Below are 25132 nucleotides of genomic sequence, written 5' to 3' on the forward strand. Positions count from 1 at the left end.
CCAGAACATAATTTCAATTTCCAGAATATAATTTCAATTTCCCAGAATATAATTCAATTCCCCCAGAAAATAATTCAATTTCCCAGAATATAATTTCAATTCCCAGAATATAATTTCAATTTCCAGAATATAATTTCAATTCCCAGAATATAATTTCAATTCCCAGAATATAATTTCAATTCCCAGAATATAATTTCAATTTCCCAGAACATAATTTCAATTTCCCAGAACATAATTTCAATTTCCAACAGGTTTGGTATTATTATTAAATAGGCGAGCAAGATGCTCGCACTCGATAGCTGATAACCGATAACTGAAATGACTCAATGTTTAAATCCTGACTGTTTAAAACCTAACCCCCCACAAACAAAATTCTGTCAAAGCTGTGGTGAAAAATTAGTTTTAGCCGAACGTTATCGCGCTCTAAAAATTATCGGGCAAGGAGGTTTTGGCAGAACTTTTCAAGCAGTAGATGAATATAAACCTTCAAAACCTTTTTGCGTAATTAAACAATTTTTTCCTCAAGCACAAGGAACTAAAACTTTAGAAAAAGCTGCCGAATTATTTGCTCAAGAAGCTGAACGTTTAGATGGTTTAGGTAGACATCCACAAATTCCAGAACTTTTGGCATATTTTACTCAGGATAATCGACAGTATTTAGTACAAGAATTTATCGACGGGCAAAATTTACAACAGGAATTAGAAGAGTCGGGAGCTTTTGATGAAAGTCAAATCTTAGAGTTATTAAGAAATTTGTTACCTGTCTTAGAATTTATTCATTCTCAACAGGTAATTCATCGAGATATTAAACCAGAGAATATTATTAGGAGAAAGAATGATAATCAATTAATATTGGTAGATTTCGGGGCGGCTAAATATGCCACTATGACTGCTTTAGCTGTGACGGGAACTGTTATTGGTTCTGCTGGATATTTTGCACCAGAACAAGCTTTAGGAAAAGCAACTTTTGCTAGCGATATTTATAGTTTGGGTGTGAGTTGTATTCATTTATTAACTCAAGTGGGAGTTTTTAATTTATTTGATGTGACTGAAGGTAACTGGGTATGGCGAGATTATTTAAAGTCGAGTGTGAGTGATGAAGTTGGAGAAATATTGGATAAAATGATTGTCGGAGCAACTAAAAAAAGGTTTACAAATGTAAGAGAAATTTTGTCTCTTATTCAGGTTTCTACCCAAGTGAATGATTTGGAAAAGCAACTGAGGAGTGAGCAACCCAGAAGACAAGAAGTTGAAAGAAGGTTAAGGTCGGGACAAATTCCACTAGATTATTACCGAATTTTAGGTTTACCAATTCAGGCTAGTGCTGAACAGTTACGGCAGGCATATCGAGACCGGACTCAGCAGTTTCCTAGAAGGGAGTATTCTGAGGCCACAATAGTTGCTCATAAACAGCTCATAGATGAGGCTTATGCTGTTCTTTCCGATCCTGAACAACGCCAAACCTACGATAGCTTTTTAGCTAAAACTTATGAGCCAGAATCTGAGTTTCACCCCAATACTCCCACCATAGAAATAGAAAATTCACAATTTGTGGGAGCAATCCTGATTTTACAGGAGCTAGGAGAATATAAGCTGGTACTAAAACTTACTTATCCTTATCTTACTAATAATAGTATTGCGATTAAAGATGGATATTTTGGAGACCCAGCATTAGTTTTGCCAGATATTTTCCTCACAGTTGCTCTAGCTAATTTAGAACTCGGCAGAGAGGAATGGCAACAAGGACAATATGAAAATGCAGCCACAGCATTAGAAGCTGCTCAGGGATTATTGCTCCGAGAAAATCTGTTTGTCCAAGTGCGAGAAGAAATACAAGCTGACTTTTATAAGCTACGTCCTTACAGAATAATGGAGCTAATAGCACTACCAGAGGAAATGGCTCTAGAGCGTCGCCGTGGACTAGAAATTCTTCAAGATATGTTGAATGAACGAGGAGGAATTGATGGTCAAGGTGAAGATAACTCTGGACTTGGGGTAGAGGATTTTCTGAAGTTTTTTCAGCAGCTACGTCAATACTTAACTATAGCAGAGCAAAAGAAATTATTTGAGGCTGAAGCTCGTCGTCCTTCGGCAGTTCTTACATATCTAGTAGTTTATACTTTTCTAGCTCAAGGATTTGCTCAAAAACAACCAGCTTTGATTCGTAAAGCTAAGTTGCTGTTGATGCAGTTAGGTCGGAGTCAAGATGTAAATTTAGAGAAGTCTGTCTGTGCTTTACTTTTAGGGCAAACTGATGAGGCTATTCGTACATTAGAACTTAGCCATGAAAAGGAACCTCTATCTTTTATTAAGGAAAATTCTCAAAAATCTCCAGATTTATTACCAGGTCTATGTCTTTATGCTGAACATTGGTTGACAGAGGAGATATTTCCACATTTCCGTGATTTGTCTGACAAGTCAGCTTCTTTGAGAGACTATTTTGCAGATCAGCAGGTTCAAGCTTATCTAGAAGCTTTACCAATAGAAGCAGAGGCAGCTAGGAGCTAGTTCTGACCTGGTAGTCCTATAAATATAGTGATACAGCAGTTTCCGAAGCCATGAGGTACAGTTGTTTTTATTCTTTTCAGTTAAGTGTTCCCTATTCCCTGTTCCCTCAAACCTAAAATTTTGTACCTCATAACAACGGAAAGCGCTGTATTTATAAGTAAAATCCTTACCTGGACTTTGGGATTTTTTACACTGAAAGTGGCTTCAAACCCAGTATTGGCAAGGGAAATACCTGAACTTGCTTAAAATAGCTCAAACCTAGATATATCAAGAAAACGTCTAATTTCAGGTAAAAATATTGCTGTATAAGGGTTTGACCTTATTGTTAACCTGTTTTTTCCTAAAGTCCAGTTACTCAGATAAAATCTTCTGTAAATAACAAACTAATAGACATCTCTAAAAATTAAAATTATTCCACAAAGATATACATCACAACCTCTGGCAAAGGAAAATCTTACTCCCACTTCTTTTTTTCTGGTGGCGATCGCTCCTTCTATGACATTACCTACTCTCATTTTATGAAGCTCAAAAAAATCAGCGATGGATTTTGCCTTGCACTCCCTAAATAACCATGATATAGTTTTATTGTTGGGGGTTGCTCGCCCCTACGCATGACTTTTTATTCAACCCGGTAAAAGTATTTTTTCAGACTAATAATCTCTTTTGTCATAGAAATAGCTACCCAAACCTAGACCGCCAAAAATCATTTTGTGAAGCTCAGGAAAAATAAACCGCTGATGAATTTTTCCATGTTCGCGTCCTCTCAGTGTCAATCAACTGAAAAATTCTAGAAGCGATCGCTATCTATCTATAAAACCCACAGCAAAAATATTCATTCTCTGAAGCTCCAAAAAAAATCGGTAATGGGAAAGATTGTTGCCTTGGCACAAAAATTCTGATACAATTTTATTATTGGGGGTTGTTCGCCCCTGCGCATGACTTTTTATTCAACTAAAAAACACCAAAAAGCTGAAGAACTAACCAAAATAAAGACTAATATCTACCAAAATCACAACCCAAGTATCACAAAAAAGTAGAGAGGTCAAATCCCATAAAAAAGAGAAGAGAAAAATTAGTTATCAATACTAAAGGAAGAGAGGAGCGATCGCCCGACAAAACAACGAAATAATAGGTGTTTACAGCTTTAAAATCTATTCAAGTAATAACTAACCGCTGGAATTTATCACTGTTCATAGCTTACTACAGAATTGAACAAAAGTGCTAAAAATATTGAAACTTCGTTAGCCAATAGAGAAAACTTCAACATTTTTTTGTCAGAGATCCATGACAAACTTTAAAATTTTCAAACAAAAAACTAAAACCTATAACTAAAACTTAAAAACCCACCAAATATAATTTACTAGGTGGGCAAACTCTAATTAAAAATAGAAAAAATTTATCACATCATTTTGTCCAATCTATTAATACGCTTCAACAATCGTATAAAAGCAAACCCCATAACAACAACCACTAAAATCAAAGCAAATGCTAGACCAGGCTGATTATTAACATAGAGAATAGTCGCCGACAAAGTAAAACCACTAATAAGCAAGGCATAATTAGTACCCATTTGCACATTACTAACCCGCCGAACCAACCTATCTGTTTCCGTAGCCCGAACCCGAACCCTAATATCCCCCTGCTCCAACTTATCAATCGCATCCTCAATACGACGAGGCAAACCCAAAGCAGTAGAACTAACCTGAGCCGCTTGACGACCTAGTTCATTAAAAATAGTATTTTGAGAATTTCCATCAGACATCAAATCCATGGCAAACGGTTGTGCCACCTCCATAAAATTAAACTCTGGGTCTAAACCCTTACCAACCCCCTCCAAAGTAGAGAAAGCTCGCATCACAAAAGTAAAAGTTGCCGGAAAACGGAAAGGTTGGTCATAAGCAACCTCATACAAATCATCACTAATAGCTGTAATTGACTGAGCTTCAAACGGCTTATCCATAAAATTATCCAACATATATTGGATAGACCGTCTCACAGGACCCATATCTCCAGTAGGAGTTAACGCTCCTAAATCTATTAGAGAGACAACCACTCTTTCAGCATCCTTTGAAGCAATGCCATAAAGAGTTCCCATGAGTTTTTCCCGGATATTAGACTTGATTTGTCCCATCATGCCAAAATCGTAGAAAATTAATCCCCCTTCCGGACTAACAGCAATATTACCCGGATGAGGATCGGCATGGAAAAACCCATCATTCAAAAGTTGCCTTAAGTAAGCTTCAGCCCCCATTCTAGCCAAAGCCTTGCGGTCTTGACCTGATGCTTCGAGAGCTTCATAATTACTAATTTTGATACCTGGAACATATTCTAAGGTCAGTACCCGTGGTGCTGAATACCGCCAATAAACTCTGGGTACTTTTACCCAGTCACATTTTCGGAAGTTACGGCGAAAGGTATCAGCATTGCGACCTTCGTTGAGATAATCTATTTCTAGCCATAGAATTCTGCAACATTCTTCATAGATACCCAACCAATCTCGGCCGCGACCCCATTCCGGGTGACTTTGAAAATAACGAGCTACCCCTTTAAGAATAGTTAGATCGATTTGGAATAGTTTTTTCAGCCCTGGTCTTTGTATTTTGACTACTATATCTTCACCGGAGTGAAGTTGTGCTCTATGAACTTGACCTAAACTCGCCGCAGCTAGGGGTACTGGTTCAAAGCTATGGTATAGTTCGTCTATCTTTTTTCCCAGGTCTTCTAAGATTATTGTTTCTACCTGTTCGTAGTTGAAAGCGGGGACTTTATCTTGGAGTTTTGAAAGTTCTTCGACGTACTCAACAGGAAATAAGTCTGCACGAGTAGAGAATAGCTGTCCCAACTTGATGAAGGTTGGACCTAGTTCTAGCATTGTCTCTCGTACCCAAATTGCTTGTTTGCGACGTCTGAGATTTTTCTTTTCTTCTGTTACTCCCCCTCGGTAGCTCCAATTTTTTTTGTCTACCCATAGCCAGGTTAGCCAGGTGAGAAAAAAAGCCCAAATATCAATGTAACGACGCTGGCGAGAATAATTTTCTCTATTCCAGCGATAAGCTTTATCACTATAGGATTTTGTGGAGGCTTTGGTCATTGAGCCTCCAGTTGTATAGTTAGCTTGTCCCTTGCGGTTAATGATGTTGTCATCAAGGAGAACAGACACAGCAGCAGTATATAATAATTTGTGATATGATTAAAGTTTAACTGATAGAAGTGAACAAAGTTAGTGGTCGGATTGTCTTTAGACAGAACCACTACGATATTTTTGTAGTTCCGATCTAACTTGAGCGACTTCAGCTCTTAAGTCGTCGATTATAGCTTGTAGGTCTTTGGGTTGATCGTTTAAGTTGCTGGAGTTACTGATATTATTTTCTGTTTGAGCTTCCCGGTCTGCTCTTTCTAATGCTTCTTCAATGAAACTTCGCAAATTCTCTCTTTGCTCTGCATCAAATTTTCCTAGTGTACTAAGAGAGTTGGTAACAACGTTTTCTAGTTGTTCGTAAACTCCTTCTGCAATAGCTCTACCAACGAAAAAGGCGTGAAGTGGTGATTTACTCATAATTAAAGTTGTCTATCTTGTAAAATTTACTAATTAATTTTGATTGATATTTTCTGGAAAAGCAAGTCTAATCTTTTTTCTATTTACTTAACAAGCTTTCTATTGATTTTTCAATTATGCTACTTATGGTTAAGCAAGTTTTAATGTTTTATGATTGATTTATTTAATATATGTTTACTATAAAAATATCTTAATCACCACCCTTTTAAAACACTTCTAATTATTTACTTTGTTTGTTAATCTTTTCCAGTTTTTGAGACCTAATTATCTCAGTTGGGGATTAATACTCTCCTAATTGTAAAGTATTGTATCACATCATCTCTTGACATCCTCCCGACGCTGCTCTACGAGACAGGGCGGGATTCCCATTCCATCACTGGTAGGGGCTTTCTGCTGCCTCTTGACAGAGGAGCTGCGCTAACATAGCACCCGCCTTCGAGGATTTACTCCCTTCAGGTCTAAAGGCGCGCTCCACAGACTGACACTGCTCCTCCCGCAGCCAAAATATTAATACTTGCATTTATGTCCCTATCATGGTAACTACCACATTCTGGACACTCCCACTCTCTTACACTTAAAGGTAATTTTTCTACTACATGACCACAATTAGAACAACGTTTAGAACTAGGAAAATATCGGTCAATCTTAATTAATTGACGACCATACCATTCGGCTTTGTATTCTAGCTGCCTGACTAACTCTCCCCAATTAGCATCACTACCCACCCCTCTTGCTCCCCTCCCGGGAGGATGGGGGTGGGTTATGATTCTTGACCATATTTTTTACTGCCAAGTCCTCAACTACTATCGTTTGGTTTTCTCTAATTAGTTGGGTGTTAGAGTCGAAGGAAGCCTTCGGAGTTCCAACTCTCCTTCAAAACCGGACGTGAGACTTTCACCTCATCCGGCTCCTCAATAACTCCATCCTTGTCATGGACACGAGAAACCAACGGGTTATCGTTATAGCTCCTGAAGTTGGAACCATCTGATGCCGTTTTTTAGTCGTGGCAATGTCTATGTAGAAGTTGTAGGTTACTGAATGTATCCTTTCCACCCTTGCTTTTAGGTATGATGTGGTCAACTTCTAGTAGGTCTTCCCTTGTAAAGTTTAGACCACAGTGTGTGCAAATTCCCTTTTGTTTCTTAATTAATTTGGCTACTCTTGAAGGAGTACCTGGGTATTCTCCACGTCGCTTACTCCAGTAATTCCAATCACCGTTGTATGGAGACGCAACTATTAACCAAAAACCTTGTTAAACCTATCCATTTCCTTGATTTTTGAGCGTTCAAAATCTCAAAAATAAACTTAAATCTGGTAAGATATAGGAAATAATGCCTTTTGGAAACAGTTCGGTAGATTTTAGCTGCCAGGCGAAGTTAGCTCGGATACCAGCACTACCTTTCTGAAAACGATTCTTCTGTTATCAAAGGAGAAAAAAGGTCTCGGACGCGCTAGTTCTTTAAGGATTAGCTTTGCAGCTCATCTGCCTTTACTGTTACGGTAATGCCATACTATTATCAAAGATGTGAGCGTGATGAATAGATTTGATAAGGTTAAATGTTGCACTAGCTTCACCTTTGACTTTTGTATGTCTGATTATAGGTGTACTAGCATGGGTTATTAACTCCATTCCATCTTCGGTGCAGAAGCACCATTTACGATTTCCTACCGTTCTCCAGTATTTATCTTTGTTGATGCGACCTTGTCCCCTGCGGTTAGCCCAGGCTCTGAGTTTTTCATAAACAAGTTTGTCCAGTTTACTGAACGTTTTCTTGCTTACTACGGTTGAGTAATAGTTTGACCATCCTCGGATTATTGGGTTCAGCTTACTTATTAAGGCAGCTTGGGGGGCGGTCTTATGAGCGTCTATTTCGTCGCCGATATGTTTCAGGTGTGCTTTAACCTTCTTTTTAGAGGGTTTGATTAGTGTGTTCATTCCTAGTGGGATTCCTTTGGTGTTCTTTGCACTTCTGTAATTTCCTGATTTGTGCTGTTGAACGTGAAATCCTAAGAACTCAAACCCTGCAACTCCATCCTCTGTTTTGAAGGTGTGGGTTAATCTTGTTTTACTAGGTTTTAATCCTAAACCCCATGTCATTGAGCCACTCTTCAATTATTTTCTGACAGTCGTTGGTACACAACCAAGTGGCAGTTGCCTACTCCACCTAATTGTTAATGGTTCAGAGCATTTGGCTAGATAGACTTGACCATCTTTCCACTTAAATGCAGATTTTGTGAACTCTGCGCTATTACCATGACGCTTTTTCTTAAAGTTGGGATATTTGGCACGTCCACTAAAGAAGTTAGTGTTTGCGCAGCATTCCGCAGGAAAAGCTGTTTGTAGATGTCTTAAACCTTGCTGCAATGGTACACTGCTTACAACTGTCAAGAAAATCTAAATCTTCCTGCTTTTTCCAGTGAGTCAGCATAGCTGAAGTTTGCTTGTAACTCACTCGTTGCTTTTGCTTATACCAAGCTTGAGTTCTAGCAGCTAAAGCTTTGTTGTAGATTAAACGTACACAACCCAAAGTTCTCCTCAACAAATTTTCCTGTTCTGGAGTAGGGTAAAACCTAAATTTGTACGCTTTCTCAACCATCTACCAGTTAACTTATTATTTTCTTTACTTTACAGTTTAATATATTATATGTAAACCCCCATGGGAATGTGATAAAAGACTGCTAAAAACATTTTTATTCAGAAATTTAATTTATCTGTCAAGAATAAAATTAATAGTAGTCATCAGGATACTGATTTTGTTGTTGATATTTTTGATAGTTATACTCAAGAGATTTAGATGGATAGTCATCAGGATAGTCTAATTTTTCTGGCAAATAAATTTCTTCATTGACAGAATAACTGTGGCTAGGCATTTGAGTTTTCAAATCAGAAGAATAATATAGTTTTCCTGAATCATAATTCTCCCCATAATAGTTAGACCAACTATGACGAAAAACTTCATCTCTGTCAACATAAGGTTTAGGTAATTTGTTCAACTTTGGTGGAGTTGTAGAGTAAGTTTTTACCGAAGGAGAATCAAAAAGAGGACTAGATGGATCGTGTTCTCTGAAAGCATAGTCTGACTCATTCTTCAGAGTTTCTAGTAAATTACCTGAAGTCAAAGATACTGTTTTTTTGTTAGTTTTTGCATGACTATAACGAAGGGTAATATCAAAGCCTATCCACCCAAAAATTACTGCTGTAAATAGAAACACTAAGAAAATAGTCAATTGCAGACAAAGTTGATTAATCCAATTAAAATTATTTTCCAAAGAACAATTTTTTAAAATATGAATTGGTGCTATATTATTCTTGATTTTGATTTGTTGGTAAGATTATTAGCAACTTTATCATTCATACTTGAATTAGAGTAAGTATCCATCAAACCATAATTACCATTAATTTCACTACAGTTTTCTTTTGTCCTATCTTGTTGTTGATTTACCTCGGAAATATCTGACTTATCCAAAAGTAGTGCAAACCAATTTTCCAAATTTTGAGGTCGTTTTTGAGGATCTATTTCCAATCCTTTGATAATAGCATTCTCAATCTTTGGAGAAAGATTCGTTTCCAGTAATCTTAGTTCAGTTTTAGATACTATAAGTGTTTGAGGAATAGCTCCACTAAGCCTTAAAGCTGCAGGAGTAGGAGCTTTACCAGTAATTAAAGAGTATAATGTAGCAGTCAAAGCATAAATATCTGCTGCGGGGGTTAACTTTTGTTGTAAATCGCACTGTTCGGGTGGTGCATATCCCACAGAAAATAAATTAGCGTAAGTTTGCCTAATTCCAGTAGTTAAGTCACAGGTAATGCCAAAATCAGTGAGTATTACTGTATCAGTTCCTGCTTGCCTAATAATATTCTTAGGTTGTATATCCCGATGTAAGAAACCATTTTTGTGAACTACTGATAGGGCTGAAGCAATTTGATGTATATAATTAATAGCTTCCTTGGGATGAAGTTTATGGCCAGACTTGATTAGATCGGCTAAATTATGACCAGGAATATAGTCCATTACCATGAAGAAGAGCTGCTCTTCCTCAAAAAAGTCCCACACTTTAACAATGTTAGGATGTCTAGAGTTTGCTAGAAGATGAACCTCATTGATAAATTGATGCTGAAATTTAGCAAAATCTTGATGATGGCGTAGACTTTCATTCAGGGTTTTCAGGACAACAATTTGATTGTGTTGATGATGAATAGCTCGGTAGGTTATACCAAAGCCTCCTTGGCCTAAAATACTATCAATAGTATATTTTCCTTTTTGCAGGACAACTCCTGGTTTAAGATTCATAAACACTAATTTTCAGAAAAGCCTTACTTGTCAGAATACAACAATATTTTTGTATCGCACTACGCATTAAGGTGTTTTACATGAATAGAAGCTGTTTGCGCAGCATTCCGTAGGAAAACCCTTTTGTATTCCTGTTGCCTTGCGCATAGCGCTATAGTTGATTCTGCTCGATTGATTATAGTTGACATTCCACGGGATAAATCCACGCGGATTCTTAAGCAGAATAAATTTGCCGGGATAAATCCACGTCAAACTTAACCCTTAACGGCATAGCCAAAGATGCCTAAGCGTCTGTCTGGGGTAAACCCATTCAGCTTACTTTTTAATCCAATATTTGCTGCTCCATTGCAGTCAGCATTAATCAATTTATTTTGCTTCGTTTTGTACAAACCACGTTTGATTCTTTTGCCACTAAAGCTATATTCAGTTGAATTATGAGCATGATAAACAGGTATATTATCTCTATCCAAAAAACTAGCCTTAGATGTGTAAGACTCCTCTTGTTCTAAATAAGTTAATCCATATCTTTCACACATAGCTTTTAACTTTAATCTCAAACTATAGTGTGGTATTTGTACAAACTTTTGGTTAGCTTTCTTACCTAAATTGATATTTTTTTCATTCCTGGATTAACACCTACAACAATAGTAGATATTTGATTTTGACTACACCAGTTAATTAAAATACCTAACTGCTTTATTCAGATAATCCCTTACTTTATTGTTTCGATTGACTGTAATGTTAATCTGTTTCTTAGTCAACCCTTTGATACCTTGTTTATCCTTTAATGACTGTAATAAGTGCATTTTCGCGTTTTGTACCACTGGTTGATTGATTTAAGTTTTCTTCCGTCCAAAATGAATGACGACCCAGTATTTGATACACAGGTAGCTAAATTATTTAAACCAATGTCTATAGCTAAAGCTTTATCAGTTTTTTTAGCTGGTTGTGATTCAACTTCAGTAATAAATTCAACTTCAAAAAACCTAGCATCATACCGAGGAATTACCCGGACTTCCTTAAGATTTTTATCTATTAATCGCTCCGGAAAAGGGATTTTTACTTCCCCATACTCAGCCTTAAATTTCCTAGACATTGGGATATTAAAATATCCATCTTTGACAATAATTCGAGGTATAATCAAAGGAAAATACCCCTCTTTATTTAAGTATCTAGGCATTCGTATTTGTTCAAAGCGATACAGCCTCTCATTGGCAGCTTTTATTAAGTTGAAAAAAGCTCGAAAAGACCTATCAACAACTTTTAATGTTTGTTGTGCAATATCGGTTTGAAGTAGCTGGTAATTTTCATTATCTTTGCAGTGATGATAGTTGGATTCGTATCTGAGATACCCACCTTCTGCAAAATAAAACTGTCTCACAGCAGTATTGGCCTACATTGTACATATTTTTGGATAATCTGCACAACTGTCTGAGAGCTTTAAACTCTTGAGTGGACAAGTTCCTGATTTTGTTCTTTTGGGTCAGATACATTTCAACTATTATCGCCATATAGTATAAGTATAGCGAAAACAATTATGAAAGGCAATATTTAGACGACAGGTTAAAACCTGTTAGTTAGTTTTCACCCAGGCGTTAAAACTACCTGGTTTCCAACTTGATACGGTCTCGGGGTCTCCCGTTATAATCTGCGATTTAACGGGAGGGAATACCGAGCTGCAAATTAAATAGGTTTCGATTGCTGTTCAAATCTAGCGCTAAAGAGTAGTATAAAAATTATGATAATTACTCATTGCTACAAAATTCAGCCCACTTGTGAACAGTCAGTCAAAATTGATTATTGGCTAGAGCTCCTGTGAAGACATTGGAATTATGCACGCTTGTCAAAGACTAGATTGGTTAAATAGAACTAGATGTCAAGTTGACCGTTGTTCATTAATTTTATGTCCTATTAGTGAAATTTCTAGTAGACCAGATTATTATTTTCAACAATCAGCACTCTTACAGACAAAACAGTTATTTCCTGACTACAAAGAAATCTCCATACGAAGTTCAACAAATTAACTTACAAAGACTAGATAAAGCTTGGAAACGTTTCGGCTAAGAGCCGACATGAAAGGCTAATACCCGATAGTTCTGGTAAACGTGGAGGAAGACCAAGATTTAAAAAATCAGGTAAGTTAAGGTCATTCTGTTTTAGTAGAGTTAATCATCCCAAAGGAATAATAAAATTTGATGGAAAACAAATAATTACTACGAGGTTTGGTGCTATTCCTGTAATAGTTCATAGACCTATGCCAGATGGATTTACGATTAAAACTGCAACTATAACCAAAAAAGCGAGTGCGTAATTCTGGGAAACCCCAGAATGTAAGACACTCAAGACGCTGATGGTCCTGGATGTGAGTTTTAGTTTAGAAGATAAGTCAGTACCTAGTTTAATTTATACAGCAAATATCAAAACTGCTGTAGGTATTGATGTAGGCTTAAAAGAGTTTTTAACTACTAATACTGGTGAGACTATTTCTGTTCCTAAATTTTATAGAAAATCCCAATCTAATTTAGCAAGAAAGCAAAAAAAGTATCTAGAAAAGAAATTGGATCAAACAACTGGAGGGCAGCACAAAATATAATAGCTAGATTACATCAACATATTGCTAGACAAAGAGAATATTTCCATTACAAAACTGCTCATAAATTAGTTAAAGAATATGATTTAATTGCTGTAGAATACCTGAATATTAAAGGTTTAGCAAAAAACACGAAACTATCAAAATCAATTTATGATGTAGCCTGGGGTAATTTTATTGAAAAGTTGAATGCAGTGGCGGCAGTTCGCGGTGTTCATGTAAGTAGGGGCGAATGGCCATTGGCTAGCGCCAAGCTCCGCTAACGCCCGTACATCCTCACAATACATCACATGCATTGTAGTAATTGTGGTCAGAAAGTGTCTAAAACTTTATCAGTTAGAACTCATTCTTGTCCTAAATGTCAAACAGTTTTAGACAGGGACGAAAATGCAGCAATTAACATTTTAAATAAAGCGTTAAACGAGGTGAGTATCATCTTGTCTGCTTGTGGAGGCTTAGATATTAATCAGCCTATGTTTCGCTTTGCGACATGTAACGCGCAGCGTTGCGTCAGCACTCGCAAGAAACTTCTTTGTTTGAGAAGCTCCCATTATAATCTCGAGATTTAACGGGAGAGAACTTCACCATCCCTAAATTTTTACGATGAAGTTTCTCAAATTGGAAAATTTTGATATGGCATCAGGATGAAAGAAAGTAGTTAAGCACTAGCCGGAAAGAACGGAATCAGCTAATCTAAATCAGTAAGTATTAAGGGTGGTCATTTCAGTTATCAGTTATTAGTACCTCTGCAATAAGGAGGCTACGAAAATACGGAATTCTCTTTTTTTTATCTCCTTAAAAGGGGAGACTTTAGACCATGATTTTTCGGTAAAACAAGAAAATAAATCAATAAAATCAATACAAATATGAGTGAACAAAATTCTGAGTCTTTACCTGGTCTACCCGCAAAAAATTTTGTCTTAGGTTTACCAATACATTGTATTGATGACTACTCTGGTTATTTACTTTCTCGATTAGAGAAGGGACTGGGAACTCATGTAGTGACACTAAATGCTGAAATGGTTATGCAGGGAGAGAAAAATCCCGTCTTGGCTGAGATAATCCGTCAAGCTGAGTTGGTAGTTCCTGATGGGGCAGGTGTTGTTCTATACTTAAGACTTAAGGGTAAATCTGTACAGCGTTGTCCTGGTATTGAATTAGCAGAGAGTATTTTATGGCAAGTACCAAGACAGAATCCAGACAACTTGGTATTTTTCTATGGAGGAAAACCAGGGGTAGCTATGAAAGCAGCAGACATTTGGCAACAAAAAGTGTCACAGTTAGCGATCGCTTGTCAGCATGGTTATCTATCTCCAGCAGAGGAAACAGAATTGCTCAATACTTTAGCAAAATTACAGCCGAAACTAATATTTGTAGGTTTGGGAGTACCTCGTCAGGAGTTATGGATTGCAGAACATAAACATATTTGTCCTCAAGCAGTCTGGATTGGTATTGGCGGTAGTTTGGATATATGGGCTGGGGTGAAGGAAAGAGCGCCTGCTTGGTTTTGTGACAATTCTTTGGAGTGGTTGTATAGACTTTATCAAGAACCTTGGCGCTGGCGACGAATGTTGGCTTTACCACATTTTGCCTTGAAGACTTTAATGGATGTAAAATTTTAGTAAGGGTTAAGCCGATTATAATATTTATAGTGGCTAATTTAACCTAATTTGTAGTTGAAAGTCAACTATACCCCGTAGTGTAAGTCAAAAGTCAAAAGTCAAAAGTCAAAAGTTATCCCTGACTGAGTTTGAGGACTTATCAATGTCTGCGCTCTATTTGTGTAGTGCTATATTAATTTTCACTTATACCGATCATTTTGATCGGGAGCAAAAAAGTGTGATTGAAATTTTGTGGAATTTATCAGTTTTATGAAGTACAGATTTATCAATTTTAGAAAGTAAGGAATAGTTCATTAATTGATAATTGATAATTGATAATTACCTCGGGTTTTAACCGTTACGGAATTGAATATAAGGAAATATTATTTCTTCACAGGAGTCGATTGGATATGGCGAGGGGACCTCGCCATCCCACCCTTCGGGAAGCTGCGCTAACGACCGCTTTTTCCCCTTAAAAGGGGAGGTTTTAAACCAGAATTATTTAATTATTAATTATTAATAATTAATAATTCAGTAATAGTTCAAACATATGAGGGTATTTGGTATGAAAATTAGTCGTTATTTTTGCCTATTCTGGAGCTTTCAGTATTTTTATTGGTCAAGTTTTTAAGAATTAAATTATCTGCAAAGCTATAAAAAATTGAGATAGGGAAAGCTGGGCAAAAAAATCAAACAAACTGTACAACTTATGTCATATTATTTTGGTGAATTAGTATCAATAATGCTATTTCCTAGAGCTAAATAAAAAACTGTAATCAAACAACCAACCATAGGAAAAAATCTAGCGGTCTATCTGAGAAAGGAAAACTTAGTAAAGTACAAAATTTTATTCATCAACCAGGAGTAACAAAATCATGAGTTTTGAATATGAATATGAGTATCAACGATGCTTAGAAAAACTGAAATGGGCAACTGGGAAATTACAAGTAGAGGTTCAATCAGAAAAACTTGCTGAAATTGCTGAGTTAGTTGTCCAACCGATGATGAGTCCCTGGCGTTATTTTCATACTCCGGATCATATTTTTGAAGTGGGAGGTTCACAGGATGCGATCGAAGTATTAGCTGCTTTATTCCACGATCTAGTGTATCTACAAATAGATCGTAGTGTGAATTTTAATCTCAGTTATTATATTACTCCTTATATTAAGGAGGTACAAGGAAAGTTAAAAATCAGGGAAAAAAATGAATTACCAAAAGATAGGAATTTTGAGATAATAGCATCTGTTTTTGGTTTTGTTGCTGGTCAGATTTTATTACCTTTCGGCGGACAAAATGAGTTTATGAGCGCTGTTGTTGCAACCAAAGCAATGGAAATATTTTTGACAACTAAACATCTGTTTAAAATCGCTGCTTGTATTGAAGCTAGTATTCCATTTCAACCTATTTCAGAAGATGGCTTAACTGCTACTGAAGGTCTTTATCAAAGACTTAAAGAAACTAATATTAAGTGGAATATTAATTTAACTGATGCTGAACTATATCAAACAATAAAAAAATCAGTTAGACTATCTAACCGAGATGTTATTGGCTTTGGTTCACCTAGCTCAATATTTCTAGATAATACCTGGAATTTATTGCCAGAAACTAACCACAATCTTATCAATGGTAATTCATACACTATTTCTGAGTACCGAATTGCCTTAGAAAAAACTGAAGATTTTCTTAAATCTTTAAATCCCGATTTAATTTTTCGCAAATTTGATGGAGAACCCGATGAAAAAACTTACATAAGTTGGGTTGATCGGGCAAAGAAAAATCTGGAAATTGCGAAAATTTATCTGGGAAGTAAAATTTTTACTCTAGGTTTTATTGAGGCATTATCTATGCGATTAGGCTTAAATATACCTCTTTCAACAATGATTGGAGAGTTGCCGACTCAAGGATTTGATCCGGCTCATTTAGAGAGTTTTTTACCAGAGATTCATCATCCTTATCAACCTAAAAATAGTTTGGAACGTGAAGTATTAACTTTGTTGGCAGATGGGCGATGTCAAAATGCCACTTATGATATGAGAAACTCACCATTGAGTACATTTATAGTTAGATATATAGGATTTGAAGAAGTAAAAAAACAAAGGGAAAGAACTAAGGAATTATTTCAAAAAAATATTTCTCCTGAAGATTTTATTGATGGCTGTAACCAAGATTTAGTGAAAATGATTATTGATGGAATTTTAGAATTATTTGAGAGTCGTAAACAGGCAATTAGTGGAGTCAAAAAAGGCAATTTTATTCACTGGAATAAACATGAATAATACCAGTAATATCATGTATATTTTCATCATAAAAGTTTGAGAGAATAGGCAATAGGCAATAGGCAATAGGCAATAGGCAATAGGCAATAGGCAATAGGGAACATGGAGAAATTTATTAGAGATAAGATTTTTACCAAGAGAAAGAGAACATTCTTTATCTCCAGTCTCTTGCTTTCCTAGGTCATGCTGCGCAAACAGCTATAGATACTGATAACTGATAACTGATATGACCCTTGACCAATTAATGAGACTTGATATAATATATCCCTCTAAAAAACCAAAATAAAATCAATTATTATTCATAAATTATCAATTGTACAGTGTCCGGATGATTAAGTATAATAATACCAAATTCACCCAAGGGTAGTTACCGAATTATTAATAATTAAATAATTCGCGCCTTGAAGCCTCCCCTTGATCGGGGAAAAAGCGGTCGAGGGATGGCGAGGTCTCCTCGCCATATCCAATCGACCAAGAGAAGAAATAATATTTCCTTATATTCAATCCTCTCGGTTAAAACCCGAGGTAATTATCAATTATCCATTATCAATTATCAATTAATGAAATACTAATTTGCAGTCTATTCCTGCAATAAAAACTACAATACAAAAATTATAAATTACCATACAGTGCTTTTCAAATTGATGAACCAAATCGCCATAACCAAAATATTGTAGGGACGTTGCATGCAACGTCCCTACTGTGGTCTACCGAAATGAAAACCGCTGTAAATTATAAAAATTACCGAATTATTAATAATTAATAATTAATAATTAAATAATTCGCGCCTTGAAGCCTCCCCTTGATCGGGGAAAAAGCGGTCGAGGGATGGCGTTTGCTACCGCAAAGCTTTCCGTTCCGGAATGCTACCGCAAACGCTAAAAGCGGAGCGGCTCTGTCAAGAGCGGGTCCCCTCGCCATATCCAATCGACTCCTGTGAAGAAATAATATTTCCTTATATTCAATTCCGTAGCAGTTTTAACCAGAGGTAATTATCAATTATACCAATTTGAAAAAGAATGTTACGAATAATAAGCACCATAAAAAGACTTTCAGATAAAGTCTGTTTCACGAAAAAGGTAATTGGCAATATCAAAAATGGTATTAAATCTATCCCCGCGTGCATTATAAATTCGCGCATTCGCGCATTAGAATAAATACCCTAACTATTTGTAGCAAACATTTATCAATTTGGTATTATCCATTATCAATTATCAATTAATGAAAGCGCTTTTGCTGACTGATGAACCACATCGTCATAGCCAAAACCCTGTAAGGGCAAATGGGTATTCGCCACTACTAGACATCTCCAAAAATCCAAAATAAAATCAATTCTCGCACAGAAATTATCAATTATTTCTCTGTACGGACCTTGCATGGAACGTCCCTACTGCCTACTGCCTACTCTCTCTTTTCTGGAGATGTCTACTGTGGTCTACTGAAATAAAAACTGCTGTAAATCTTATTTCCTGATTGTGTAGATGAGGGAATAAGGTGTAGAGGAAATGACAAGCGAGTATTTTTGATAACAGGATTTAGTATAATCAACTCTTTCGCATACTATATTGTAGAACTAAACAGAAATTAAACTAGGGTAATATAGTCTTTTTAAAGAACTGTAAAAAAACTGTAAAAATATGACTGAAATAGCAGACAAACTGCTCAAACAGGGGATTTCTCAATATCAAAATCATGAATTTGAAGCAGCTTTAGCATCTTGGCAACAGGCATTAGTTATCTACCAAAAAATTTCCGACCGCCGTAAACAAGCTGCCACTCTAGGAAATATAGGTGTTGCTTATGACGCATTATTAGATTATCACTCAGCCATAGAATATTATCAACAACACTTAAATATTGCTAGAGAAATTCAAGACCGAGAAGGAGAAGGAAAAGCCTTAGGTAATTTAGGAAATGCTTATTATGCTCTAGATAATTATTCAGAAGCAGTTGTATATCAACAAAAACGTTTGACGATCGCTCAAGAAATGCAAGACGAATTTGGTTGTGAACAAGCCTACTCCAGTTTAGGGATAGCTTATCATGGTTTGGGAGAATTTGCCCAGGCCAAAGAATGTTATCAACAACAGTTAATTTTTGCTAAAAAAATAGGTAATTATACTAGCCAAGGGGATGCCTTGTTTAATCTCCGGTTAGTATACCAATCAATGGAGGATGGTAGAAAGGCAGAAGAATGTAGACAACAACAGATAGCGATCGCCAAAGAATTATTATCAAAGCAAGTGGGCAATAATTTTATAGAAATTGCTCAAACTCTAGCTCTAGATGTTACGGCAGATTTTGCAGGTAGCGATTTAAGTAGGATAGACCTCCAATATACTAATTTTGTTGGGGCGAATTTACAAAAGACTAATCTCAGTGGCGCTAACTTAACTCTTGCGGACTTAAGTGGAGCTAATCTTAATGGTGCGAATTTAAGTCAAGCTAATCTCTGTAATGCTAATTTACGAGATGCTCAACTTGTAGAAGCTTATCTCAAAGATGCAGATTTACGGACAAAATTACCTCGTGCCGATTTAACTAATGCTAACCTCAGTGGTGCTGACTTGAGTAGTGCTTATCTGCCCAATGCTAAATTAGTCAATGTGGATTTAAGTAATGCTTCTTTACAAAATGCTGACCTCAGTGGAGTTAATTTAAGTGGGGCCAATTTACGGGGAGCTAATTTAAAACGGACAGATTTAAAAGATGCAATTTTAGACAAGACAATATTTGCTCAAAATATAGGTATTTCTGAGCATCAAAAACAGGAGTGGGTAGAACGAGGGGCATTGTTTGAAATTTCAGAATAGAAAATAAGCCTTGCTATATTTACTACTCCCCCACTCCCCCAGCCTCCCACTACCCTACTCCTGTACGGGCGAATGCCATTCGCCCCTACGACTTCCGTATCCGTGTATCCGTGCCATAATTCGTGTGAGCCACTCCCCCACTCCTGTACGGGGGAATGCCATTCGCCCCTACGACTTCCGTATCCATGTATCCGTGCCATAATCCCTGTGAGCCACTCCCCTACTCCCCCACTCCCCTACTCCCCTACTCCCCTACTCCCCTACTCCCTGACCTATCCCTGTATCCGTGCCATAATCCCTGTGAGCCACTCCCCTACTCCCCACTCCCCCACTCCCCCACTCCCCTACTCCCCTACTTCCCCACTCCCCTACTCCTCCACTCCTGAATTCTGACTCTTAAGAGTGAAAACTGCTATAACAATTAAAAATATAGCTGAGAAAATTGTAGATTCTATGACTGCTATTGAAGGATTATGGCCTCATAATATTAGCCCCAACCGACTCGCTGTGTTAGAAAGAAAATTGGTGCTTTGGTTGCGATCGCAAAAATTTAACTCTAATTTAACTTCTGAGTCGTTGCAATACAAATCTTCAGAGGAATTACAAACTTTGATATTATCTGCAACTTCTGCAGGTTGTGATTTTTCAGAGTTTAGAATGATAATTAAGAGTGTGGTTGAAGCTGAGACAGAAAATTTACTGGAGTTAGCAAATATCGCTGGTATAAATCCTGCTTTAGATTTTGCAGGAGCTAAGTTATTAGGAGTTAATTTATGTGGTGTTGATTTGAGTGGTACAAATTTGTATGGAGCTTATCTACGGGGTGCAGATTTAAGTGATGCAGATTTGAGTGAAGCTAATCTTGGTAAAGTGAATTTAGGAGGAGCAGATTTGAGTGGAGCATTGTTAAGTAATGCCGATCTAAGTGAGGCAAACTTGCACCGTGTTAGTCTAGCTTTAGCTAATTTGAGTGGGGCAAATTTGAGTGGGGCAAATTTGAGTGAGGCAAATTTGAGTAATGCAAATTTAAGTGATGCAGATTTGAGTAATACTAATTTAACTAATGCCGATCTAAGTCAAGCTGGATTAGCATTAACAAATTTAACAGGAGCTAATTTTCAGAATACAAAAGTAGAGAATGCTAGGTTATGGCATGATTCTGGTTTATCTGATGAAATGAAGCAAGATTTAATTACTCGTGGAGCATTTTTTGAGGATAATTAGAATCAGAGAAAAAATCATTGGCGTTATTATTTAGGAGTCAGGAGGGAAGAAAGAAGAAGAAACAGGAGTAGAAGGAGAAAGTTTTTTGTTTGCTGGCGCACAACTTTCCTGTCGGAATACTATTCCAAATGTTAACACCAAGCGTTGCGTCAGCATCATCGCAGAGCGCGGAATGAAGTTCTATAGCGCTCTTATCAGGACATGATATCATACCTCAAATCACCAACGCCAAATCATCTAATTAATAATTATCAACCTTATTGATTTTGTATTTTTTCTGAGATGCTTCTGTTTATCCTAGCTGATAATTTTTTAGTAATTTTTGAGAGTACAGATGAAATGGTAAAAATTAGCCATGAGAAAGTTTACTAGGTTATAATTATATTAGTCAAAGTGTAATTATTCACAATTATACTTGACTAAATTATAGCAGTTTTCATTAACATAGAATACAGAGATTTTGCCTTAAAGACAGAGGACAGAAGTTCTGTAGTCAACATGAGTGAAAACCACTATAATTCCAGCGATCGCCTTTAAATAACATCCTATTAATATAGTGTTAAAGAATAACTTTATATGGCTAATCAAAAATCACTTGATAAACTACAGAAACTAATTAATAATACTGCTCAAACTAACAATCAAAAATTGACTAACAATTTTACTGGTATAAGTCTTGAGTGTGCTGACCTAAGTCTTTGCGATCTAAATGATATTGACTTCACTAAAGCTATTCTTAAAGATGCTTATCTACTTTGTGCCAACCTGAAAAGAGCTAATTTTAGTCATAGCGATCTGAGTCATGCTAATCTGAGTGGGGCAATAATGTGGTTTGCCAACCTTAATCATGTTAATTTAAAGAGTGCAGACCTCAGAGGGGTAAGTTTGAGAGGTGCTAACCTCAAGGGTGCTAACCTAGAGAGTGCTAACCTTTGGCGTAGTGAAATTACAGATGCACAATTAATTCAAGCCAATCTTACTCAGGCTGATTTAATTCTTACTAATCTCAGAAATACTAATCTCACAGATGCTAATTTTAGTTATGCTCAACTTGATCAAGCAAACATCAGCGATGCTAATCTCACAAATGCTAATTTTAGTCATGCTAATTTGACAGATGTTAACCTAAGAGATTCTAATTTAAAAGGTGCTAATTTATCTAAAATTAACCTGGTCAGAGGTCAATTAAATCGAGTTAATCTAGAGGGTGCTAATCTAGAAGGTGCTAATCTAGAAGGTGCTAATTTAAGTGATGCAAATCTTAATTACGCAAAGTTGATGAATGCTAACTTAAATCATGTTAATTTCAGGGGAGTAAAAATTAATTATGCAACAGAATTAGATGATAAGTGGTATCTTGTTTGGGATATTGTGAATCATGGTGCTTATGGTAGAACTTTAAATAATGTTGACCTTGAATATGCCAACCTTAAAGGCGCTAATATAGGAAATGCTAATTTAGCAGATGCTAACCTCAGATATGCTAATTTGAGATATGCTAACTTCAGCAATACTAATCTCTCCAATAGTAAATTAACTAATACTAATCTGAGAGATGTTAACTTGATCAAAGCCAATTTGTCTAATTCTAATATGCAAGGTGCTAACTTGAGCAATACTTTATTATTTAATGCTATTTTAACAGGAGCTTTATTAAATGAAGCTAAATTACTAAAAGCTCAACTTTGTGATGCAGAATTATCAAATGCAAAATTAAAAATGGCAAATCTGATGGATGCTAACTTGAAAAATACTAAGTTATTGAAAGCTGATTTAAGAGGTATTAACCTAGAAGGTGCAGAATTAGAAGGTGCTATATTTGGTAAAAATTTAGGAATGACTGAAGAAATGAAGCAGGAGTTAGTTAAACGTGGAGCTATTTTTCAGGATAAAGATTAAAGTATAATTCAAAAATATATCGCATTTACATTATTTAAGTAGACCACAAAATTATTTTTGGGTAGGGAGTAGGGAGTAGGGAGTAGGGAGTAGGGAGTAGAAAAATGCTTTTGTGTTCTCCGTACTAACTGTAGCCTATCTATGTGAAAAGCGCTAAGTAGAACATGGTAAATTTTGGGCGCTATGTATGAAATTGTAAATTCGCTCAAAAGTTTATATTTATTGCCTTTAGGGTTTTTTTGACTAAAAATGCAAAGTCTTTTTTTTAGCTTGCTCTACTTATAATCAAATAGTTAGTTGGAATAATAGGGAAATTTTTCTGTTTTTCTAGAACTTTTTCTAACTAAATTTGTAGTATTACCTGCACTGTCTAGAGCATATTCATGACGGAAAAAATCCGTCGATTCATTATTAATAACTAATCGTAATTTATTATTTTATCCTAGTCTTGTTACTCCGAAAAATTCACCTTGAGAACTACCACAATAAATCAATTTAATATCATGTTCGGTTGAAGACTTATAAATAACTGTTGTGAGCAGTCAGGAGTCAGGAGTCAGGAGGGAAGAAAGGAGAAAAAGAGCAAATATTGGAGAAAAGTAAAGGGGTGCATCTCAATGTTGAATAAAGCAAAAATTTATATCTTTTAGGCAACAGGCAACAGGCAACAGGGAATAGAGAATAGAGAATAGGAAATATATAGGAAAAAAGTATTTTTGCAAATATGAGATGCACTCATCCACTTTTTCCTTCTTCCTTCTTCCTTCTTCCCTCTTCCTTTTTCCTTCTTAAATGACCTAAAAAATTATCCGACTAAATTTTCAATTGAATCAATATCGCTAGGCAATTCTTGAGTCAAAACTTCAGCACCATTTGCAGTTACTAAAACATCATCCTCAATTCTAATACCTCGAACATCATCAAATTTTTCTAGCTTTTCCCAATTAACAATATTTTGATATTTTTGACACATTTCTTTGTTATTTAAAATGTCTGGTACTTGATAAAAACCAGGTTCAATTGTGACTAACATTCCGGGAATTAATGGACGATTTAATCGTAGAAAACCTAAACCAAAACGACTACTACGTTCCCTACCTATTTCATATCCAGCTAAATCTCCCAAATCTTCCATATCGTGAACATCTAAACCTAATATATGACCGATTCCATGAGGAAAAAATAAGGCATGAGCATCCATTTCTACTAAGTCTTCTGCTTGACCTTTTAAAATTCCTAAATTTACTAATCCTTCTGCAATAACTTGAGCTGCTAATAGATGAATATCTAAATATTCAACACCAGGTTTAACTTTAGCAATACAAGTATCATGGGCAGCTAAAACTACATCATAAATATCTCGTTGAGTGGGAGAAAATTTACCAGAAACAGGCCAAGTTCGAGTCACATCACTAGCCCAACCTAAACTTGTTTCTGCTCCCACATCTGCTAATAGTAAATCTCCTGTTTGTAGGGGGTGATGATATTCTCCATTGTGCAAAATTTCTCCATGTACAGTCACAATACTGGAGTAAGCACAAGTCATATTATGGGAGATAATAATACTCTCCATTGCGGCTCGGATATTAGACTCGAATTTAGCATTTTTGGTGCTTGCCATACCAGCTTTATGAGCTTCTACAGTTACTGCTACTGCTTGTTTTATTTCTGTTAAAGCTGTGGCATCATGGCTAAGTCTTAAAGAGATAATAGCTTTTGTTAATTCTAAATCAATTTCTTTAGGGTTATTAGGTGCAGAAATATCTCTATTTAAAGTCTGAAATTGTGTAGTTTGAGTAGGAGAATTTTGCACAGAAATAGTCGCCGCATTAGTGGCACGAGATTTCAATTCTTGCATAGGAAAAGCAGCATCAGCACCAATAATTTCAGCTAGGCGATCACGGGTGGGCATTTCTCCATGCCAAAGTTGACTACTTGGTGGTGCATTATCCATAAATAGTTCTAATTTTTCTTCATCTAAATGTATAGCAGCATCTTTAATAGGTAGTCCGGCAAAATAGAGAAAATGACTGCTAGGACGGAAGGGAAAAGTATTAGCTGGAAAGTTACGGGGACTACTACTTCCTGACCAAAGTATGACGGGAAAATTGATTAATTTTGCTAATTTTTGTCGTCGGTTACGGAGTGTTGTTGCTAGAGAAGTTTGTAAGTTAGGAATGTGCATGGGAGTTATTTATATAAAGTAAGGAAGAATTCAAGAATTTAGAATTTAGAATTTAGAATTTAGAATTACCGAAGAATTAATAATTAAATAATTAAATAATTCAGGTTTAAAGCCTCCCCTTTCAAGGGAAAAAAGCGGTCGAGGGATGGCGAGGTTTCCTCGCCATATCCAATCGACCAAGAGAAGAA

General features: G+C 36.2%; 20 protein-coding genes and 2 pseudogenes. 9 read left to right on the forward strand and 13 right to left on the reverse strand.

Annotation, left to right across the window (positions count from 1 at the left end):
• Window positions 1-318: 318 nt before the first annotated feature.
• Window positions 319-2508 carry a protein kinase gene (locus tag SAGCYANO_RS46950; RefSeq protein ID WP_237397219.1) on the forward strand — a complete coding sequence of 730 codons (2190 nt, stop codon included), beginning with the start codon at window positions 319-321 and terminating at the stop codon, window positions 2506-2508.
• A gap of 383 nt (window positions 2509-2891) precedes the next feature.
• Here the strand turns inward: SAGCYANO_RS46950 and SAGCYANO_RS48705 are convergent, their stop codons facing one another.
• The 11 genes and pseudogenes from SAGCYANO_RS48705 to SAGCYANO_RS42020 all read right to left on the reverse strand — a co-directional run bounded on the left by SAGCYANO_RS48705 (window position 2892) and on the right by SAGCYANO_RS42020 (window position 11737).
• Complete coding sequence (locus SAGCYANO_RS48705) at window positions 2892-3023, reverse strand: hypothetical protein (protein ID WP_255502898.1); 132 nt, start codon at window positions 3021-3023, stop codon at window positions 2892-2894.
• Window positions 3024-3907: 884 nt separating this feature from the next.
• Window positions 3908-5668, reverse strand: coding sequence for an AarF/ABC1/UbiB kinase family protein (locus SAGCYANO_RS41975; protein WP_202225427.1), 1761 nt, complete (start codon window positions 5666-5668; stop codon window positions 3908-3910).
• Between the two features lie 78 nt (window positions 5669-5746).
• Complete coding sequence (locus tag SAGCYANO_RS41980; protein ID WP_202225428.1) at window positions 5747-6064, reverse strand: DUF6825 family protein; 318 nt, start codon at window positions 6062-6064, stop codon at window positions 5747-5749.
• Between the two features lie 458 nt (window positions 6065-6522).
• The gene (locus tag SAGCYANO_RS51190; RefSeq protein ID WP_375340101.1) at window positions 6523-6789 is read right to left on the reverse strand and encodes an RNA-guided endonuclease InsQ/TnpB family protein; all 267 of its coding nucleotides are present in this window, start codon (window positions 6787-6789) and stop codon (window positions 6523-6525) included.
• A 272-nt stretch (window positions 6790-7061) separates the two neighbouring features.
• Window positions 7062-7301, reverse strand: a complete 240-nt coding sequence (locus SAGCYANO_RS51195; RefSeq protein WP_202225457.1) for an HNH endonuclease signature motif containing protein — start codon at window positions 7299-7301, stop codon at window positions 7062-7064.
• 258 nt (window positions 7302-7559) lie between these two features.
• Complete coding sequence (locus SAGCYANO_RS41995; protein ID WP_237397220.1) at window positions 7560-8000, reverse strand: group II intron maturase-specific domain-containing protein; 441 nt, start codon at window positions 7998-8000, stop codon at window positions 7560-7562.
• Window positions 8001-8186: 186 nt separating this feature from the next.
• Window positions 8187-8661: pseudogene (locus tag SAGCYANO_RS42000) on the reverse strand (RNA-guided endonuclease InsQ/TnpB family protein); the annotation flags it as partial.
• 130 nt (window positions 8662-8791) lie between these two features.
• Window positions 8792-9334 carry a hypothetical protein gene (locus SAGCYANO_RS42005; RefSeq protein ID WP_202225429.1) on the reverse strand — a complete coding sequence of 181 codons (543 nt, stop codon included), beginning with the start codon at window positions 9332-9334 and terminating at the stop codon, window positions 8792-8794.
• Window positions 9335-9363: 29 nt separating this feature from the next.
• The gene (locus SAGCYANO_RS42010) at window positions 9364-10356 is read right to left on the reverse strand and encodes a serine/threonine-protein kinase (protein ID WP_202225430.1); all 993 of its coding nucleotides are present in this window, start codon (window positions 10354-10356) and stop codon (window positions 9364-9366) included.
• 254 nt (window positions 10357-10610) lie between these two features.
• Window positions 10611-10892, reverse strand: a complete 282-nt coding sequence (locus SAGCYANO_RS42015; protein ID WP_202225431.1) for a hypothetical protein — start codon at window positions 10890-10892, stop codon at window positions 10611-10613.
• Between the two features lie 248 nt (window positions 10893-11140).
• Window positions 11141-11737 carry a transposase gene (locus SAGCYANO_RS42020; RefSeq protein ID WP_237397221.1) on the reverse strand — a complete coding sequence of 199 codons (597 nt, stop codon included), beginning with the start codon at window positions 11735-11737 and terminating at the stop codon, window positions 11141-11143.
• 451 nt (window positions 11738-12188) lie between these two features.
• Here SAGCYANO_RS42020 and SAGCYANO_RS46960 point away from each other — a divergent pair, with 451 nt between their 5' ends.
• From SAGCYANO_RS46960 to SAGCYANO_RS42035, 5 genes and pseudogenes are all read left to right on the forward strand, one after another.
• Window positions 12189-12380 carry a hypothetical protein gene (locus SAGCYANO_RS46960; RefSeq protein WP_237397222.1) on the forward strand — a complete coding sequence of 64 codons (192 nt, stop codon included), beginning with the start codon at window positions 12189-12191 and terminating at the stop codon, window positions 12378-12380.
• Window positions 12381-12706: 326 nt separating this feature from the next.
• A pseudogene (locus SAGCYANO_RS51200) lies at window positions 12707-13209 on the forward strand (RNA-guided endonuclease InsQ/TnpB family protein).
• 27 nt (window positions 13210-13236) lie between these two features.
• Window positions 13237-13515 (forward strand): transposase, encoded by a 279-nt coding sequence (locus tag SAGCYANO_RS46975; protein WP_237397224.1) that lies wholly within the window; start codon window positions 13237-13239, stop codon window positions 13513-13515.
• Window positions 13516-13812: 297 nt separating this feature from the next.
• Window positions 13813-14568, forward strand: a complete 756-nt coding sequence (locus SAGCYANO_RS42030) for a WecB/TagA/CpsF family glycosyltransferase (protein ID WP_202225432.1) — start codon at window positions 13813-13815, stop codon at window positions 14566-14568.
• An 854-nt stretch (window positions 14569-15422) separates the two neighbouring features.
• Window positions 15423-16823: a hypothetical protein gene (locus tag SAGCYANO_RS42035; RefSeq protein ID WP_202225433.1), complete on the forward strand. Its 1401-nt coding sequence runs from the start codon at window positions 15423-15425 to the stop codon at window positions 16821-16823.
• Between the two features lie 1207 nt (window positions 16824-18030).
• On the opposite strand, the gene SAGCYANO_RS42040 is transcribed toward SAGCYANO_RS42035, so the two are convergent.
• Window positions 18031-18201, reverse strand: a complete 171-nt coding sequence (locus SAGCYANO_RS42040) for a hypothetical protein (RefSeq protein ID WP_202225434.1) — start codon at window positions 18199-18201, stop codon at window positions 18031-18033.
• Window positions 18202-18460: 259 nt separating this feature from the next.
• Here SAGCYANO_RS42040 and SAGCYANO_RS42045 point away from each other — a divergent pair, with 259 nt between their 5' ends.
• The 3 genes from SAGCYANO_RS42045 (at window position 18461) to SAGCYANO_RS42055 (ending at window position 22759) form a co-directional block, all read left to right on the forward strand.
• Window positions 18461-19636 carry a pentapeptide repeat-containing protein gene (locus SAGCYANO_RS42045; RefSeq protein WP_202225435.1) on the forward strand — a complete coding sequence of 392 codons (1176 nt, stop codon included), beginning with the start codon at window positions 18461-18463 and terminating at the stop codon, window positions 19634-19636.
• 402 nt (window positions 19637-20038) lie between these two features.
• The gene (locus SAGCYANO_RS42050) at window positions 20039-20860 is read left to right on the forward strand and encodes a pentapeptide repeat-containing protein (protein WP_237397225.1); all 822 of its coding nucleotides are present in this window, start codon (window positions 20039-20041) and stop codon (window positions 20858-20860) included.
• A 576-nt stretch (window positions 20861-21436) separates the two neighbouring features.
• Window positions 21437-22759, forward strand: a complete 1323-nt coding sequence (locus SAGCYANO_RS42055) for a pentapeptide repeat-containing protein (protein WP_202225436.1) — start codon at window positions 21437-21439, stop codon at window positions 22757-22759.
• 805 nt (window positions 22760-23564) lie between these two features.
• On the opposite strand, the gene SAGCYANO_RS42060 is transcribed toward SAGCYANO_RS42055, so the two are convergent.
• On the reverse strand, window positions 23565-24944 hold the full coding sequence (locus tag SAGCYANO_RS42060) for an aminopeptidase P family protein (RefSeq protein WP_202225437.1): 1380 nt from the start codon (window positions 24942-24944) through the stop codon (window positions 23565-23567).
• Between the last annotated feature and the right edge of the window lie 188 nt (window positions 24945-25132).

It is taken from the genome of Okeania sp. KiyG1 (assembly GCF_014132355.1).
Classification (GTDB): domain Bacteria; phylum Cyanobacteriota; class Cyanobacteriia; order Cyanobacteriales; family Microcoleaceae; genus Okeania.